Origin of the sequence: Acinetobacter sp. TYF_19 (assembly GCF_043105125.1) — a bacterium.
Taxonomy (GTDB): Bacteria; Pseudomonadota; Gammaproteobacteria; order Pseudomonadales; family Moraxellaceae; genus Acinetobacter; species Acinetobacter johnsonii.
The window spans coordinates 63,155-80,332 of record NZ_JBICLH010000078.1 but is presented as its reverse complement, the minus strand read 5'-3'; the positions used below and the strand labels follow the sequence as shown (position 1 = coordinate 80,332).

The following is a 17,178-nucleotide window of genomic DNA, read 5'->3' as shown; positions in this document are numbered from 1 at the left end:
GTACATGATAGGGTGCGCGTGGCACTTATATTCTCTGGTATAAAAAAGACAGATCAAACATGAAACTAACGCAAGTGGATTTTCAGGAACGCCGTGATCGTTTGGCTGAACAAATGGGGCCGAACAGTATTGCCATTATCGCAACCAGTCCAGTGGCGATGCGTAATCGTGATGCAGCCTATAAATACCGTACCGATAGCAGCTTCTTTTATCTGACTGGCTTTGCTGAGCCCGAAGCCGTAGCGGTTATTGAAACCTTTGCCGAAGACGATGAAGACGGGTACAGCTACAGTTTGTTCTGCCGTGAACGTGACCGCGAGATGGAAATCTGGAATGGTTACCGCGCAGGTGTGGATGGTGCGGTAGACGACTATGAAGCTGACGAAGCGTATGCGATAGATTTGTTAGATGAAGAAATCATTGAAAAACTCTTAAGCAAAGAAAAATTATTCTATCGTATTGGGCAACAGCCCGAATTTGATGCGCGCGTAGCAAAATGGATCACGACGGCCAATGGTGAGTCACGTCGTGGGACTGCTGCACCTGCGCAAGTGATACAGCTAGACTGTATTTTAGATGAAATGCGTTTGTTTAAATCAGCACAAGAAATTGAATTGATGCAAACGGCTTCTAATATCTCTGCACAAGCTCATACTCGTGCCATGCAAACCGTTAAGCCAGGCATGATGGAATATGCTCTAGAAGCTGAGCTGAATTATGTATTTGGTCAAAATGGCTGCGTACCGTCGTATAACAGCATTGTCGGTGGTGGTGAAAACGCTTGCATTTTGCACTATGTAGAGAACAACAAAGAGCTAAAAGATGGCGATTTGGTACTGATCGATGCAGCGTGTGAATATGAATATTATGCTTCAGACATCACCCGTACTTTTCCCGTCAACGGAAAGTTCAGCCCTGAGCAAAAAGCTCTTTATAATGTAATTCTCGATGCACAACTTGCTGCAATTGACGCAGTGCGTGTAGGCAACTCGTATAAAGAACCACATAATGTTGCTGTGCGCATTCTAGTCCAAGGTCTACTTGATCTGGGGATTATGCAAGGTGATATTGAAGAGATTATCCAAAAGGAAAGTTTCCGTCAGTTTTATATGCATGGTACAGGACATTGGCTCGGTATGGATGTGCATGATGTTGGTTCATATAAGCAAGAAGGTGTGTGGCGTGCCTATGAAGAAGGCATGGTGGTGACGGTTGAACCGGGCTTGTACATTGCACTTGATGATGAAACGGTTGATGCGAAATGGCGTGGCATTGGTATTCGTATTGAAGATGACATCGTAGCAACCCAAAACGGTCCACTGAATTTGACTGCGAAAGTGGTGAAGTCGGTAGAAGAGATTGAAGCGTTAATGGCGCGATAAATATAATTTACTGTATAAAAGCCGATCATGAGATCGGCTTTTATTTTTTATAAGGTGTTTATGTTAAATAGAGGCCTACAATATTTTATAAATAAAAAATTTTAGTTATTTCAGGCTTTGTTGCATAAATATGTAAGCATCTGATTTAAATAAATTTAATTTTGGATCAAAAAATAATCAAAACTTTTAAAATCATATAGTTATGAAATCTTTGTGCAACAAAGCCTCATAGAAGTAATAACGCACAATACATAAGACAAGTTATGCAACCAATCATTAATAATCCTGTAGGATATCAATTAGTCTCAAATATTACTTTAATTCCGGTAGTTCCATTACTTTTCTTAATTTACTGAACTTTATCCTAATGAAATATATAATTTTTTTAAGCCTAGTGTTTTCATCATTATCATTAATTGGTTGTAAAGAAAAACGTGTGGACTATTTCAAATACGAAATTGTAGATGGCATAAATATTTGTGCATTGAAAACTGAAGAAATTAAAGAGGCTATCGATTTTTCCATGTTCGATACGTCTTTTAAGAGTATCAACGGAAACTTTAATGATGAATTATCAAAACAAATTTATGAAAGAAGTCTAAAAAACATCAGCCAAAAAGAAAGTAAACATGTTTTTTGCTTTTCAAAAAATAGTTTGAAATCAGATTTTTTAGAGACACAAATTAGAATTGAACTAAAAAGTGAAAAAAATTTCAGACAATATGAATTTATAAACTTTTTTTGTTTGAAAAATAATAACTTAATAAATTTTAAGGACAGAGAAGAGGCTATAAAGTCATGTCAATAATGTTAAATTTTTCTAAAAATAACATAATACACCTTATACGTAATCCTTTGAATTACATTTTAAATTCAATTGCTTATGTTTTGTTGAAGAGCTCAATCTGAAGTGGTTGGGCTTTTTTATGTATTATTCATTTTTCATGATCATTATTTGTTTAAAGTTGCACATTTCTTATAAGTCTATTTAAACAGTGTCCTGAAGAAGTTTTGATGAAAATCGAAAAGATTGCCTTTTCAGAAATCATGACATGACACTTTACGGTGAAAGTACGTAAAAACATCCATTTCATTATAAAAAAGAAAATCTTTGATGTAATATAAAACCATTAAAACTTATAGGTATTTGAAGTTTGTGACTTTAGGTACGCCATAAAAAGGATAGAAGCATGCAACAAGAAGTCATCATAGTCGGTGGTGGTATGGTCGGACTCAGTCTGGCGTTGATGTTAGCCAAACAAAACATTGCGGTGAAGCTTTTAGAGGCGATCAAATACCCAAATTATGATGATGTAAACCTTGCGCCATACCATTCTAGTTTTGATGCACGAAACAGCGCACTGTCTCGTCGTACAGTTCAAATTTACCAAGAACTGGGTTTATGGAGCGCTTTACAAGAACATGCAACGCCTATTTTAGAAGTAAATATCACCGAGCAAGGTAGCTTTGGTAAGGCACGCCTTAAAGCAGAACAAGAAAAAATCGAAAGCTTCGGGCAGGTCATAGAAAACGCATGGCTCGGTCGTGTACTACTGACGAAAGTTCAAAAACAACCATTCATTGAGTTGATTGATGGTGTACAAGTCACCCAACTGACCCAAGATGCCGATATGGCTTACATAGACGCGAGTCGTGGAGAAGAACAACTGTCATTGCAAGCAAAACTCGTCATTGCTGCAGATGGACGTGATTCATTCTGCCGTAAAGCCTTAGGAATTGGTGCTTCAGAACATGATTATGATCAGGTCGCTATCGTCACTACAGTACAAACTTCAAAACCGCACAACCATGTGGGTTTCGAACGCTTTAGTAGCTTAGGACCATTGGCACTGTTGCCGCTTCCAGGTGAATACCGTCGCTCCGTGGTTTGGCCTGTGAAAAAAGGCACAGAAGGTGAATGGTTGGGCGATGAAAATGACCAACATTTCTTAGATGCTTTGCAAGACACTTATGGCGACCGTGCAGGAAAGTTCCAAAAAACAGGTAAGCGTTTTAGTTTTCCATTGTCACAAGTGTTAGCAGAAAAGCAGGCGGTAGGACGGGTGGTCTTAATGGGTAATGCTGCGCATACCATTCACCCCGTTGCGGGGCAAGGTTTTAACCTGTGTATGCGAGATGCGCACGTCTTGGTCCGTTATTTAACGGAGCAAATTGCGCAAAATGCCGACTTGGGCGATGCCGCAATGCTGCAAGCTTATGAGGCTTCACGTTTGACTGATCAACAACGCGTAATTAAGTTCTGTGATTCGGTGGTACGAGGCTTTAGCAATAGCAATCCAATCTTAAAGTTTATTCGGAATACTGGTTTGGTTGCGTTTGATACGATTCCAGGTATTAAACCGCTCGTTGCCAACTATGCCATGGGGCTAAAAGCATGAGTCATGTTCAAACTGATGTTTTAGATGTGGTGATCATTGGTGGTGGTTTGGTCGGTGGACTGACCGCCTTGCTTTTAGCGCAAGGCGGTGTGCAAGCTACCGTACTGGATGCTGCACCTATTTTAGATGAACAAAAAAACTTAAGTGTTGCAAACCCACGTGTTTTGGCACTCAGTCAAGCAACGATACACTTACTTAAAACCGTTGATGTTTGGGATAAAATTGCCCGCCAGATGCCGTATAGCGGCATGCAGGTGTGGAATAAAAATGGCTATGGTGAAATTAACTTTGGTCATGCGTCCAAGCAGGAACCACAAGGCGAACAAGCACTCGGTTCTATGGTTGAGCCAAGTTTACTTAATTTAGCGATTCAACAGCAGATGCTTGCTGTACTCAACGATTACCGAACTCAGGTTAAAGTTGCCCGTGTCGAAGAAGGTGTTGGGCTGTGGTATATCCATTTGGCAGATGGTACGGTGTTGAAAACCAAATTGGTGATTGGTGCAGATGGTGCAAACTCTTTTGTACGGGAACAAGCGTTTATCGATATTGATGTGCTGGACTACAAACAAGCAGGTCTAAGCTGTGCCATTCGTACTGCACAGCCTCATCAACACGTTGCACGTCAGATTTTTTTAGAAACGGGGCCTTTGGCCTTTTTACCAATGGCGAGTTTAAAACCAGAGCAAGCAGGGCATTGGCAGTCCATCGTATGGACGCTCCCCGAAGATTATGCAGAAGAATATGCTGCACTTTCAGATGCTGAATTTACCCAGCTGTTAACGCGAGAAAGTCATCACATGTTAGGCGAAGTGTTGGAAGCGACACCGCGTGCCACTTTCCCACTCAAAGCACGTGCTGCACAGCAATACGTCAAAGCAGGCTTGGCTTTAATTGGTGATGCGGCTCATGTGATTCATCCGTTGGCGGGGCAAGGTGTGAATATTGGTTGTCTTGATGCAGCTGTACTGTGTGATGTATTGCTACATGATCTAGCACGTGGCGTGTGGGCACATGAGCAAACACTGAAGCGTTATGAACACCGCCGTAAAGGACAAAATGATGCCATGATGCATAGCATGTCTGCCATCGGTTGGATGGAAACCACACAACTTTTTCCTGTGGTGTGGGCACGAAACTTTGGTTTGAAACAGGTTGAAAAACTGCCTGTATTAAAAGATGCTTTTATGGCACAGGCCAATGGTTTAGGGTTACTCAAAGAGACGCGTTATGCCGTCTAAGACGGGAAGTGTTATTTTTTAGCCAGTCGTAAAATAAGATTACGATTTTGATTAAAAAAGATACGATTTTCCGTTGAATAAGACTATGCGAAAGGCTGAGAGCTTGTTAAATTTCAACATAATTGGAAGCCAGTAATTCATGGGAACCTAAAATGTCATTTGTGGGGAGATTAAGATGACTGATTCAAATGATTATGATGATGTAGAGGACTCAGCAGTCGACGAAGACGAAGCTCAAGCAGCGGAAAAAGGCGCATCAGATTCTTCTGATAATGCTGCCAGTGATGGTGATGTTGCCGAAGCTGAAACACTGACGGTGACTGCAAAATTAAAACAACGCCAAGCACTTGAAGACGAAGTTGCGGCATTCCTTGCTCGCGGTGGCCGAATTACTGAAGTGCCAACAGATGAGTCTGCGAAAGACTAAGAGAGTTAAAAACACCACGCCTGACGTGGTGTTTTCTTTATTGTGTTTTTAAAGCTGATGTACAAGTTACTTATGCTTAAATGAGTCCTGTAATAGTCGTGATTTGTTGTATTAGACGAATGGCAGACAGAAAATACTACTTTTTCAATAGACAGGCTATGCCTGTGATGATTGTGCCAACTGTGGCTAAAAGCATGTCTTGGTGTGCGTCCCAAATATCACCTTGTTGCCCATTGTAGTTTTCAGCATCTTCAGGCGATAAGCCCATCGCAATAAACCATTCAATCCATTCGTAAATGAGGCTACTTGCCATCACAAATTGAATGACCAGCAAGAATAGGGTGAGTTTAGAAAGTTGAAGCAGCCACACTTGAAACAGACGGTAGAAAAACGGGTAGAGCAGCAAACCGTACGCTAAATGTACAAAGCGATCATACATATTCCGCGTCCAACCGAAACTCTGGTTGAGGTCTAGATTTAAATACTGCATAGACCATTCATTATAGGGCACATAAGAATATAGATAATGCGCACCGAGTATATGAATCAGCAAAAAACCAATATAAAGCATAAAGCTGATTAAGCTGAGCCCCATTTTATAAAGACAAATGATCAGCGTCACCAACATGAATACGGTTCCGACCTGATGCAAAATATAAGAGCTGAGTTCAAGAGGATGGATCGATGCGAAAGCAATGGCGACAGCAAGTACAATGAGTGCAATCCAATGAGGCTTTTTCAGTTGATAGTCAAGGTGAGCTTTCGTTGCTGTACTTTTCAGGATTGTCATCATTTTTATTGGTTTTTCAATTATGCATATAGGAGATTCTTGTTTGCATTATAGATAAAAAAGCGAAGCCGAAGCTTCGCTTTTTTTTCAATTTCTAACAATTAGATTTTAGAAATTAAGTCAGCAACTTGTTTTGCTTGTTCAGCTGCGTTACCTGTATAGGTTGCAGGTGTCATTTCCGCTAAACGTGCGCGGTCAGCAGCAGGCACAGCTTCAAGTTCATTACCATTGACGAAGTCAACCATCATGTCACGTGTCATGGCTTGACCACGAGTTAATGCTTTTAGTTTTTCATATGGTTTTTCAACGTTGTAACGACGCATGACAGTTTGAATTGGTTCAGCTAGAACTTCTTGCGCATTGTTCAAGTCTTCATCAATACGTGCAGCATTCAGTTCAAGTTTACCAATGCCTTTTGAACAAGCTTCAAAAGCAATCAAGCTTTGTGCAAAACCAACACCCATGTTACGTAGTACAGTTGAGTCCGTTAGGTCACGCTGCCAGCGAGAAATTGGAAGTTTTTCGCCAAGGTGCGCAAGTACAGCATTGGCTAAGCCTAAGTTGCCTTCTGAGTTTTCGAAGTCAATAGGGTTTACTTTGTGTGGCATCGTTGAAGAACCAACTTCACCATCTTTGAGTTTTTGCTTGAAGAAACCAAGCGAGATATAACCCCAAACGTCACGGTTAAAGTCGATCAAAATCGTATTGAAACGACGTAAAGCATCAAATAGTTCCGCCATGTAGTCATGCGGCTCAATTTGAGTGGTGTAAGGGTTAAAGCTTAGACCTAAAGACTCAACGAATGCTTGTGAGTGTGCAGGCCAGTTGATGTCTGGGTAAGCAGAAAGGTGAGCGTTATAGTTACCTACCGCACCATTAATTTTGCCTAAAAGCTCAACTTGTTTGAATTGTTTGATTTGGCGCGCAAGACGATATGCTACGTTTGCCATTTCTTTACCCAAAGTGGTTGGGCTTGCCGTCTGACCATGTGTACGAGACAACATAGGTTGGTCAGCATGCTTTTCAGACAATGCTACGATTGAGTCAATGATTTGCTGCATAGATGCAACCAATACATCACGACCACTTTTCAGCATTAATGCATGAGACAAGTTGTTGATGTCTTCAGACGTACATGCAAAGTGAATGAATTCACCCGCATTTTTAAGCTCTTCGATGCCTTCAATTTTTTCTTTCAGGAAGTACTCAACGGCTTTAACGTCATGGTTCGTGGTACGTTCGATGTCTTTAATACGGTTGGCATCGTTTTCAGAAAAGTCAGCAACAATTGCATCAAGTGCAGCATTGGTCTCAGCACTGAAAGCAGGCACTTCAGTGATTTCTGGACGGTTTGCAAGCGCTTGTAACCAACGCACTTCAACAGTCACACGAGCATGGATTAAACCAAACTCAGAGAGGAAAGGACGAAGCGCATCACATTTGCTAGCGTAGCGTCCATCTAATGGAGAAAGTGCGGTTAAAGCGTTCATAGCGATTCCTTAAACTTTGGAATTAAACGTAAAACTAAAAAGCCCGTCGATCATGTGTTAAATCACCTGATACTGTAAACGAGCGAGATCTTGAATATCTTTAAGCAATTTGCGTTTGCTAAACACCATGCCCCATGAACTTCCACCGAGCTGACGCCATAAATGCGCCATTTGTAAGCCAGTAAAGAGGGAAGCTCGAATGCGGTTGGTATGCGATGAGTCTTTAAATGCTTCTGCATTGCCCCGCACCATAATGCGTGGGTTAATTTGCCCAGCAGTGTCGACATAGGTTTGTGCGAGGTTGGCAATGATGCTTGGGTGTAAATAGTTATTATCGAAAAAAGAAAGCTGTCTTAAGATTTTTTGTTGGGACTGTTCAATAATTTCAACGAATTTGGGGTTGCTATACACTTTCTTTTCGAGTTGTAAGAGTGCCATGGCATAGGTCATGGGAAGTTTAGCGGTGGATAATTTGGGAATTCGAGTTTTGGGTGAGGTATTAAAGGGCTGGGTAATGCTACTTTCTAAGGTTTTCAGTCCTAAGGAGATGTCCGCCAGTTGATGAAAGAAGTCTAAAGTTTGTCCACTTTGGTTGCCCTTCGGTCGGATATTTAAACTGGCTTTAATCAATTGCTCTAAATAGAAGTTACCGCTTTCCCCAATACTTTGCTGACCGCTTAAGGCGGTCATATGCGTTAGTTGCGCGGACTGAAAAACAGCCGCCAACGCCAAAGCTCGGTTTTGGCGTTCGTTCAAAGTTTGAGGCTGTTGAAACGGTAACTCAGCCATGTCTTAAAATCCTTTAAATAAAATCAGGTTTAGGAGCATTGGTATGATGAATCACGCCACCGCCTAAACAAACTTCACCTGAGTAGAATACGACACTCTGACCCGGAGTCACAGCACGTTGGGGTTCATCGAACTCAACACGTACGCCACCTGGGGTAGTCGGATCATTAAAGATCACACAATCTTGGTCATCTTGGCGATAGCGCGTCCGTGAGGTACAACGGAAACCTGTTTCAGGAATCTGCATTTCACCTGCGACCCAGTCAATTGTTTCACTCCAAAGTGTAGTACTTTGCATGAGTGGATGTTCATGACCTTGACCAATCACCAAACGGTTGTTTTCAATATCTTTATGTAGAACGAACCATGCGCCTTCAGCCACACCTTTCAAACCACCAATACCAATACCACCGCGTTGACCGAGCGTATAGTACATTAAGCCGTGATGTTCACCAACCTCTTTGCCATCATCTAAGACGATTTTTCCAGCTTGTGCAGGTAAGTATTGTTTTAAGAAGTCATTAAAACGACGTTCACCAATAAAACAGATGCCTGTTGAGTCTTTTTTCTTCGCTGTGACTAAGTCATATTGTTCCGCAATTTTACGCACTTCAGGCTTTTCAATTTCCCCTACAGGGAACAACGTCTTATTAATTTCACGGCCATGCACAGCGTGTAAGAAATAGGTCTGGTCTTTGTTTTTATCTAAACCACGCAGTAAAGGTGCGTATTCCTCACCTTTAGAGTTGGTCATAGTTTCGCCGCGACGTGCATAGTGACCAGTCGCAATAAAGTCCGCGCCCAATTGCATGGCATGATCTAAGAACGCACGGAATTTGATTTCTTTATTACATAAAATATCTGGGTTTGGAGTACGGCCCGCAGCATATTCCGCTAAGAAATGCTCAAATACACGATCCCAATATTCCATAGCAAAGTTAGCGGTGTGTAGTTTAATCCCTAGTTTGTCACAGACCGCTTGAGCATCGGCTAAGTCTTCCATAGCCGTGCAGTATTCCGTGCCGTCGTCTTCTTCCCAGTTCTTCATGAAAAGACCTTCAACTTGATAACCTTGTTGAAGAAGAAGAGCAGCAGAAACAGAAGAATCTACACCACCCGACATACCGACGATGACACGTTGTTGCATAGGACTAGGCATCCAAACTTGAAATAAAGGGAGAGTTTTGGTGCTCATAAACGAGCGATAAAGGATATTTTTGACCCGCGAGTGCGTCTTGAACCGCTTTAATCACCAATGGACTACGTGCACGAGCCGTTTCGAGTAGTTCATCCAGAGTCATCCATACTGCACCCACGATACCTGTATCGAGTTCGGCGGTTGGATGGTGATGGAGTGACTGCGCTAAAAAGCAGAAACGATAATACGTGCGGTCTGGAAACATGGGTGGTGTATAGGTATAAATGCCCAATAACGCATCTATAGACACTTCATGTCCAGTTTCTTCCATAGTTTCACGAATGGCAGCTTCGATGAGTGTTTCACCTGATTCAACATGGCCTGCAGGCTGGTTAAATACAGTGTGTGTCACACCCGCAGTATGCTCTTCTACAAATAGAAATTTTCCGTCTTTTTCAACAACAGTTGCGACGGTGACGTGAGCTGTCCAAGCGGTCATATAAAAGCACCATGGGGTAAAAGGGCTATTCTACAAAATTTAGGCGGTGGTGGCTATGGAGATTTGCTTTGGTTTGAGAAGTGTTGGGAAGTGGTTAAGAAAATAAAAAATGACAAAAGGGCGCTTGTAAGGTAACACCACATAGACATTATGCAGCATCGACAAAATATCATGAGGCAGAATACAAGCCAAGCGAGTGCTGAAACTGGGTTGGACTAGGGGAAATTTATCGTTTAAATATTTGTCTAACCCAATTTTCCAATTAACTCCACCAATATCTAAGTATATGAAAGAAAATAGGTGCAGAAAAGCAAATAGAATCAATGCGGTCAAGCATTCCGCCATGGCCATGAATGAGTTGCCCCCAATCCTTAACACCACGATCACGTTTAATCGCAGACATAACGAGGCCGCCAAAAAAGCCAAAGATACAAACAACCAATCCAATACAAGCAGCTTGAACATAGCTAAACGGCGTTAACCAAGCCATTGCAGTCCCTAAAGCTGTGGCTAAGAAAATACCACCGAGTAGGCCTTCGACTGTTTTTGATGGGGATAAAACGGGTGCAACTTTGTGTTTACCAAATAATTTTCCACACACATACTGCAACACGTCAGAGGCTTGAACCACCATAATTAACCAAATGGCTAGCCAAATCGGTTCACCTTTAAACTCTGGGAGTTTCAAATTCAACAATGCTGGAACATGTGAAATACAGAATACGCTGACCATGAGCCCCCATTGAATTTTTGAACTACGTTCTAGAAAATGGGTGGTGTCTTCTTGTTTTAAGCTGGCAATAGGAATTAATAAAAATACATAGAGTGGAATAAAGATTGAATACAGCCCATACCAGTCGGTATAAATCAAATAATATTGATAGGGAATAACAAAATAGAATGCAATCAGTAATGGAAAATAATCGCCCCGTCTGGTCGGCAGTAAGCTAATGAACTCACGTAGGGCAAACAAAGAGATAATTCCAAATAATACAATAAATGCGGTTTTTCCCAGTAAAATTGCAGCAGCAATCACGATGAGCATGACCCACCATGCATTGATTCGTGCATTTAAGTTATCAATAACTGGTGAAGATTGAGAGCCTGCTTTTTGTTTGAGAATAAAACCAACAGTTGAAGCAAAAACTAAAATGCCTGCAAAAATAGCAAATAGGGCATAGGTTTTATTAAGGTTGTCTAACATCATTGATTTTCAACCTCTTTTAATTTTAATAATTGTTTTTGCGCATAATCTATAAAGATGGCCTTATCCATGTCTAAATGTTGCTCTAAAGGGCAACCAAAACATACGGTAGAAAGCAAAGGTAGAGGGATAAATGCGCCTTTGGGCATAACCCGTCTTAAATTTGAAATCCAAACGGGAACAATTTCAATGTCTGGAAACTGTTTGTGCAAATTATATAAGCCACTTTTGAAGGGTAGTAATTCAATATCATCATTTAGATTGCGCGTACCTTCAGGAAAAAAGATAATCGAGTAACCTTGTTCAAGCGCATCTTTAACGGGTTGTAATGGGTCAGTATGATCATCTCGGTTACGCTGAATCGTTATACCATTGAAGGTATCTTTAATAAGGAATTGGCGAAAGCCATCTTTCAGCCAATAATCAGAAGCAGCCACAGGCTTGGTTTTCCGTCGCATGATTGTCGGCAAAGATGACCACAGCAGTATAAAGTCGATATGGCTATTGTGGTTGGCATAATAAATACGCTGTTTGGGCACAGGCTGGCAACCGATCCATAAACTACGCGCGCCCGTGAGTAACCGCGCTCCACGCCGTGTAAAAAATGCAATTAAACGGGCAATCGAATGAGTCGCAAAATGACTTTGAGTTTGCTCTAAAGCTGTTTTTTTCTCGTTTTGAAGCGGAGTTTTATTCATTGCATAAACCAATTTTATCAATAATTTCAATGGACTTTTAGCCAGTAGAAAGAGGTTTATTGTGCCAATAATTTATAAATTAGAATCATTAGAACTATATATTGTATAAACAATACAGTTATTTGCAGTTTAAACAAACGGAAACAGCCTGCAAAGCGCAAAGACCAATCTCGACCCACTTTCGATTTTGGTATGAGCTTAAATTGCAGTAATGAGTGATCAAACTGTTGCGTTAAGTCTTCGATGGCTGCTGTATCAGATTGTTGTGCAATCACTTCAATGAGTTCAGCATCAAATTTCAACCTGAGTGCTAGGTAATGCTGTATCGCCATCAAACCGAAACATATAAAAATTAATATCCAAAACTCAAGAGATTGCCAGCTTTTAAGTAGTATAGCCAAAATGGTTAAGACAAACGCGACATAGCCTGAAAATAACAAACCATACGTTGCAGATAAAAGTTTTGCCGCCACATAAAAGTGCATTTTCATGGGGCTGATCCTTTGAGTTTTAACTGATAAGTATTGAGATTTTTGATTTGTACGTCGTTCAGTCTAACCCATGGTCTAGCGGATTGAACTATTTGAATGGCCTCATTTACCTGTGTTGCATGCTGCTGTTGCATAAGCCAAGCGCAGAGAATAGCACTACTTCTGGAATAACCCAGCGCACAGTAAATTAATACATGCTGTTGTGTGCTCTGGCTTGAAGCTGCTGCCATTAATTGGTTGAACACTTCAACCGCACGTTGAAGTTGGTCGGCCTGTAAAGGAATTAAGTCTAAACTTGAGTATTGAAAATATGAATTTTTTGAATTCACTGGCAACTCTGCAACACAATCAAAAACGGCCTGATATTTTTGTATTGTAGAACGTGTTGGGATGCGCCCTAAAAAAATGGTTGTGTTTTCAATTTTTAAAATTTTGGAGTCTTCGGGATGTTTCTTTGTCCAGATTCGACTGTTCAACCACGCAAAGATTAGGTAAGGGGCAAATAACATTGTAGCGGCAATGCTCAAACTTCCATCTGTTTGCTTTTGGAAGAAATGAGGGCGAACTAAATAGTAGCTTAAAGCAACGCCAAATAGACTGATTGCTGGATAAAGTAACCATAATCCCCAAGGTTGGAACAGATAGGCCAAGATTAGGAAAAGTAATGCGCCGCATAGGTAATAACTGCCTAACTTTAAATGCTTTGGCGTTAAAGTCTGCAAACCATCTTTTTTAAAGGGTGATTTTGCCGTAATTGGAAATAACCACAAACATAATGCACCTGCCAATAAACCTGTTGGAATATCTATAAAATGATGTTGCCATGTGGTGAGTACCGATATGCCAATTAAAAATGACCAAAGGTCGACAAGGTATTTCCACTGACCTGAGCTGTGTCTGCGGAAGAAGTCCCAAAGGATGACCAATAAAACGATATGGAGAGAAGGTGCTTGGTTAAAAGGTTTATCAAAACCCATCAAAACATCAAACCATAGGCCAAAAAAGCCATCTAAAGGTGGTCGTTCAAAACTAAATTTGAGTGGAAAAAGAAGAAAGCAACTGATCGAAATCAGCTGTGCGCTAAATAGCCGAAGTGTATGCTGTTTCAGCTCAAATTTATTCCAACATAACAGCAAAGATAGACCGTAAAAAAGATCAATGGACCAATATGGCACGATGCTCCATGACCAAAGCGGGATGTGTTTTTCCCAGCCATAGACAATACTCGGCACATTTGGCAGTTGCGATGCATAGTGATTTGCAAATCCATAAGTGAGAAAGAAAAACGGTGCAAGGAAAATCAAACACAGGATTCCCCATTTCCAAGTGCCTGTTTCTTTTTTCAGTATTTGCATAAAACGTCCACAGATTATTATTTTAAAGTTTTACATGGATGGCATGATCCAAAGACTGATCATGTCATCCTATGATTTTAAAGCTTTTGGGCAACGGACACGGTAAATATTCCAAACTCATCAATACATTGATCTACTTTTTTAAAGCCTGCTGCTTCAACGAGGGCATCCATTTCAGCCTGAGAACGTAAACGCATTACCCATGCATCACCTTCACGATGTGAGGTTAGGGCGCGTGCAATAAATTCTTGCTGAGGATGCCAAATTTGACCTGTATAAATTAAATAGCCATCTTTGAGGATGGCTTTGTTTAAGCCTTCCAGTGATTGTCGCAGCAGGTCATTATCACTAAACAATTCATATAAGCCAGAAACCACAGCCAACGTCGGTTTTGGTTTGACTGATGCAAGTGATTGCGTATCAAAAGCATCTGCTTGAACAAATTCAGCGAGATCACTTAATCCTCGCTCTGCAATCATTTGTTGCCCAGCTTGGACATTAATATCACTATAATCGCGCAATAAAATCGAGTCTGGACGTTTTGGAAGTTGTGTAACCGCATCTAAAATATAACGACCGTGTCCTGATGCAATATCCATAATTCTGAGTGGTTTACGTTTTTTGATAAGAATGTCAGCGTATTTCTGCACCAGATGCTCAATGTTCTGTTTACGGACACGAATACCACGCCAACCAATCGCATTGAGATATTGTCGGTCAATGATTTTACCAATCGGATTAGCACTTTCTGTTTGATTGCGATAAACGAAGTCTAAAGTGCTACCTGAGTCATACCCTGTATCTTCGCCAATTTTTAAGCCTTTAGATAAATGGCTTCCTATTTTCAAATTCTTTTTAGTCAACTCCCAAAATGCATTCTTCATGGATTTCGCTGGGAGTGGCGCACTAAGATCCTCTGCAATGGCACAACTTGAACCAATTTTATCTGCATTTAAAAGATCAGGGGCTTGATATTCCACAGCAAAACATTGCTGAATAAAACGACGGATTTTTTCAGTTGCAATATGACGGTCTTTTTCGCCCAAAGTATCGTGAAAGAAGCCATCTAATATATGAAATTCTTTTTTTGGATGCGGGAGTTTTTGATAGAACTGCTGTTGCGGTTTTTGGAAGACTACAAAATCTGAGCCTGAACATAAAACCTGTGTTGGAACAAAGATATTTTGTGCATCCGCGACAATACGTTTTGAAGCATCATATAGCCCCAATAACATTCTGACTGAAATTGCTTTGGCAATTCTAGGGTCGGTATCATAGCTTTGAGCACGTTGTTTATCATGCGTGAGCATATTGGCTTTTACATAGCTTTGTATAAAGAAATTGCCACGCAACTTTGCCATCACCCTTAAGCTTGGTTCAGCAAAAGGCACATATAATTTAATATCAAAAGCAGGAGAGGCTAAGCAGAGCGCACGAATTCTAGGTGCATAATCATGCACCCAAGTTGCAGCTAAAACAGCACCAACACTTTGAGCGACTACGGCAATATTTTCCGCAGAAATGGCGTATTGCTGTTCAATATGTTGTACGAAAGTTTGAATGTCTTTGACACATGCAGAAAAGCTTGGCGCATCACCACGCTCACCGGGCGAATGACCATGGCCGCGTGCATCCCATGCAAAGAAATCGAAATCTGGTAAATTAAGTTCGTTAACTAAATGCGCCATACGCCCCGAGTGTTCATGGCCACGGTGAAAGAGAATAATGGCTTTTTTTGTTGTAGATGGTGTAGCCGTTGCCCAGTGTTGGTAAAACAGTTCGGTCCCATCATGACTGGTAAAAGTGTGTTGACTATTGTTATACATCTATTTTTACTCTGAATAATAAAATTATGAAGAAGTTGTCTTTAAACTATTTTTAATTCGGTTAAATATGGTGAGCAGAAGCAGTAGAGCAATGAGAATAAGAATGCCATTACAAATTCTACCGAGAAGTTGTAGATTTGTACTGATGTATGGAAATATCACAATAATAACAGCAATTAAACTGAGCCAAAAAGCGCGATCACTTTTACCCATTGGGCCATCGTAACGCCGTTCTTGGCCAATAAGTGGCGCCATTACACCTGCATATTCGCTGAGCAGGGCAAGAAAAACGACAAGCAATAGTAGTTTTGCATTAATAAAACCAAAGGCAATAAAACAAAGATAGAGTGCAGTATCGGAAATAATGTCACACAATTCATTATAAAAAGCGCCCAAGTTGGACTGCTGTTTAAACTCACGCGCTAACATGCCATCAATTGCATTGAAGGCCATACGAATGAGCATCCACAGTGGAAATAACAATAAAAGCCCAGAAATAGGATGGGCTAAATAATGTTGATATAGAAAATAGCCTAAGCAAGTCGAAATCAACATCGCCAATAAAGTGACTTGATTTGCTGTAATTCCAGATTTGTATAACAGTTGTACAAAAGGTCGTAATAGATTTTGAAATGCTGGTTTTAATTGATAGATAGATGGCATCGTTTTAATAATTAATAATAGTTGTTGAAATTTTAGTCAGATTGCACAAGGTTTATCAAGTGCTATTAAGAGGCTAAAAATTAAATAGTTTTCTTGTTTGAATTTTCGGTGTTTATACTCACAGCATCGTCAGGCAATATGATATGCGAACAAAAAAACTCAAAAGCTTTGCAGCAGATTCTAAGAACATTATTGTATCTGTCAAATGCGGGGGAAATACCCCCAATGATTATGACTCTAAATAATGCCCCGATACTTTGACATAGTTTTGTGCTGAATACGGTAAAAATGCCAACTCTTTTTCTGTCAGAGGACGAACTTTTTTGGCAGGACTACCGACATATAAGTAGCCACTCTCAAGCACTTTCCCTGGTGGAATTAGTGTTCCTGCGCCAATCATAACATCGTCAGGAATGATAGCATCGTCCAAAACAATGCTATTGATACCAATCAAAACACGGTTGCCGATGGTACAGCCATGTAAGGTGACATGGTGACCAATGGTAACATCTTCACCAATGATTAAAGGCGAGCCATTTGGTTTATCTGCTTTTTTATGACTAACATGCAGCATTGCATGGTCTTGTACATTCGAGTTTTTACCAATCCGAATATGGTTCACATCACCACGAATCACGGCAAAAGGCCATACAGAGACATTCTCAGCCAAGATGACATCACCAATCACCACTGCCATGTCATCGATATAGCAGTTGTTGCCAAGCTGTGGAGTGCTGTTCAAATAGGGGCGAATATTTTTAGCCATGTTGGTGTTCTGCCTTTGCG

General features: G+C 40.7%; 17 protein-coding genes. 5 read left to right on the top strand and 12 right to left on the bottom strand.

Translation table 11 applies throughout. The features are described from left to right. The first annotated feature begins 59 nt into the window (after positions 1-59). The 5 genes from pepP (at position 60) to ACF8FD_RS11565 (ending at position 5,449) form a co-directional block, all read left to right on the top strand. The gene (pepP, locus tag ACF8FD_RS11585; protein WP_234303835.1) at positions 60-1,382 is read left to right on the top strand and encodes a Xaa-Pro aminopeptidase; all 1,323 of its coding nucleotides are present in this window, start codon (positions 60-62) and stop codon (positions 1,380-1,382) included. A 367-nt stretch (positions 1,383-1,749) separates the two neighbouring features. Next, complete coding sequence (locus ACF8FD_RS11580) at positions 1,750-2,190, top strand: hypothetical protein (RefSeq protein ID WP_234303834.1); 441 nt, start codon at positions 1,750-1,752, stop codon at positions 2,188-2,190. A gap of 382 nt (positions 2,191-2,572) precedes the next feature. Beyond that, the gene (gene ubiH, locus ACF8FD_RS11575) at positions 2,573-3,781 is read left to right on the top strand and encodes a 2-octaprenyl-6-methoxyphenyl hydroxylase (protein ID WP_234303833.1); all 1,209 of its coding nucleotides are present in this window, start codon (positions 2,573-2,575) and stop codon (positions 3,779-3,781) included. Next, a complete protein-coding gene (locus ACF8FD_RS11570) occupies positions 3,778-5,022 on the top strand; it encodes an FAD-dependent monooxygenase (RefSeq protein WP_234303832.1) in 1,245 nt (414 codons plus the stop codon). Before ubiH ends, ACF8FD_RS11570 begins: the two co-directional genes overlap by 4 nt. A gap of 175 nt (positions 5,023-5,197) precedes the next feature. After that, a complete protein-coding gene (locus ACF8FD_RS11565; protein ID WP_004694228.1) occupies positions 5,198-5,449 on the top strand; it encodes a hypothetical protein in 252 nt (83 codons plus the stop codon). Between the two features lie 136 nt (positions 5,450-5,585). Here ACF8FD_RS11565 and ACF8FD_RS11560 read toward each other — a convergent pair whose 3' ends face one another. The 12 genes from ACF8FD_RS11560 to ACF8FD_RS11505 all read right to left on the bottom strand — a co-directional run bounded on the left by ACF8FD_RS11560 (position 5,586) and on the right by ACF8FD_RS11505 (position 17,158). After that, on the bottom strand, positions 5,586-6,242 hold the full coding sequence (locus tag ACF8FD_RS11560; protein ID WP_224466838.1) for a DUF2238 domain-containing protein: 657 nt from the start codon (positions 6,240-6,242) through the stop codon (positions 5,586-5,588). A gap of 98 nt (positions 6,243-6,340) precedes the next feature. Further along, entirely contained in the window at positions 6,341-7,729 is a 1,389-nt protein-coding gene (purB, locus tag ACF8FD_RS11555) for an adenylosuccinate lyase (RefSeq protein WP_078389641.1), read from the bottom strand. A 57-nt stretch (positions 7,730-7,786) separates the two neighbouring features. Continuing rightward, positions 7,787-8,518, bottom strand: coding sequence for a high frequency lysogenization protein HflD (hflD, locus tag ACF8FD_RS11550; RefSeq protein WP_004980842.1), 732 nt, complete (start codon positions 8,516-8,518; stop codon positions 7,787-7,789). Between the two features lie 13 nt (positions 8,519-8,531). Continuing rightward, positions 8,532-9,665: a tRNA 2-thiouridine(34) synthase MnmA gene (gene mnmA / locus ACF8FD_RS11545; RefSeq protein ID WP_005399800.1), complete on the bottom strand. Its 1,134-nt coding sequence runs from the start codon at positions 9,663-9,665 to the stop codon at positions 8,532-8,534. Between the two features lie 4 nt (positions 9,666-9,669). Continuing rightward, entirely contained in the window at positions 9,670-10,155 is a 486-nt protein-coding gene (locus ACF8FD_RS11540) for an NUDIX hydrolase (protein WP_234303831.1), read from the bottom strand. Between the two features lie 262 nt (positions 10,156-10,417). Continuing rightward, positions 10,418-11,362, bottom strand: a complete 945-nt coding sequence (locus tag ACF8FD_RS11535; RefSeq protein ID WP_004980833.1) for a phosphatidate cytidylyltransferase — start codon at positions 11,360-11,362, stop codon at positions 10,418-10,420. Beyond that, positions 11,359-12,057, bottom strand: a complete 699-nt coding sequence (locus tag ACF8FD_RS11530; protein WP_234303830.1) for a 1-acyl-sn-glycerol-3-phosphate acyltransferase — start codon at positions 12,055-12,057, stop codon at positions 11,359-11,361. Before ACF8FD_RS11530 ends, ACF8FD_RS11535 begins: the two co-directional genes overlap by 4 nt. 56 nt (positions 12,058-12,113) lie before the next feature. Next, complete coding sequence (locus ACF8FD_RS11525) at positions 12,114-12,548, bottom strand: hypothetical protein (protein WP_234303829.1); 435 nt, start codon at positions 12,546-12,548, stop codon at positions 12,114-12,116. Next, the gene (locus ACF8FD_RS11520; protein ID WP_058869275.1) at positions 12,545-13,903 is read right to left on the bottom strand and encodes a phosphatase PAP2/dual specificity phosphatase family protein; all 1,359 of its coding nucleotides are present in this window, start codon (positions 13,901-13,903) and stop codon (positions 12,545-12,547) included. Before ACF8FD_RS11520 ends, ACF8FD_RS11525 begins: the two co-directional genes overlap by 4 nt. 77 nt (positions 13,904-13,980) lie before the next feature. Further along, entirely contained in the window at positions 13,981-15,729 is a 1,749-nt protein-coding gene (locus ACF8FD_RS11515; protein ID WP_058869276.1) for a bifunctional alpha/beta hydrolase/class I SAM-dependent methyltransferase, read from the bottom strand. Positions 15,730-15,753: 24 nt separating this feature from the next. Beyond that, positions 15,754-16,392 carry a CDP-alcohol phosphatidyltransferase family protein gene (locus ACF8FD_RS11510; protein WP_058869277.1) on the bottom strand — a complete coding sequence of 213 codons (639 nt, stop codon included), beginning with the start codon at positions 16,390-16,392 and terminating at the stop codon, positions 15,754-15,756. Positions 16,393-16,621: 229 nt separating this feature from the next. Continuing rightward, positions 16,622-17,158, bottom strand: a complete 537-nt coding sequence (locus ACF8FD_RS11505; protein WP_005399792.1) for a gamma carbonic anhydrase family protein — start codon at positions 17,156-17,158, stop codon at positions 16,622-16,624. Between the last annotated feature and the right edge of the window lie 20 nt (positions 17,159-17,178).